This window comes from Tetzosporium hominis, from assembly GCF_002265435.1.
Taxonomy (GTDB): domain Bacteria; phylum Bacillota; class Bacilli; order Bacillales_A; family Planococcaceae; genus Chryseomicrobium; species Chryseomicrobium hominis.
This window is the reverse complement of the sequence record NZ_NOKQ01000050.1, coordinates 1-241: the sequence shown is the minus strand read 5'-3', so window position 1 is coordinate 241 and position 241 is coordinate 1. Positions and strand designations below refer to the sequence as shown.

Sequence of the window (241 nt, the reverse complement as noted above, 5' to 3'; positions counted from 1 at the left end):
TTCACCTTTTATTGTGACCAATCCAAAACGATCCTTTGTTGTGACTGTATGAAGGGGATTGTCCAAAGATTGCCCGATATCCGAACCGTAATATTTGGTTAGAAAAGCCCTAACTTCTCCTACATGTAGCCCGCCTGCTTTAACCGTTGGCATAGGATTTGTAACTGGCTGACCGTCCTTCCAAGTGCCGCGAAGTTTAATCAAGTGGCTTGTGGCCATAGCGAATTATTTCCGCCCGCCG

Annotated in this window: 1 pseudogene; it reads right to left on the bottom strand. The window is 46.5% G+C overall.

The features are described from left to right. Positions 1 to 225: pseudogene (locus CF394_RS15890) on the bottom strand (DNA cytosine methyltransferase); the annotation flags it as partial. Positions 226 to 241: the final 16 nt, after the last annotated feature.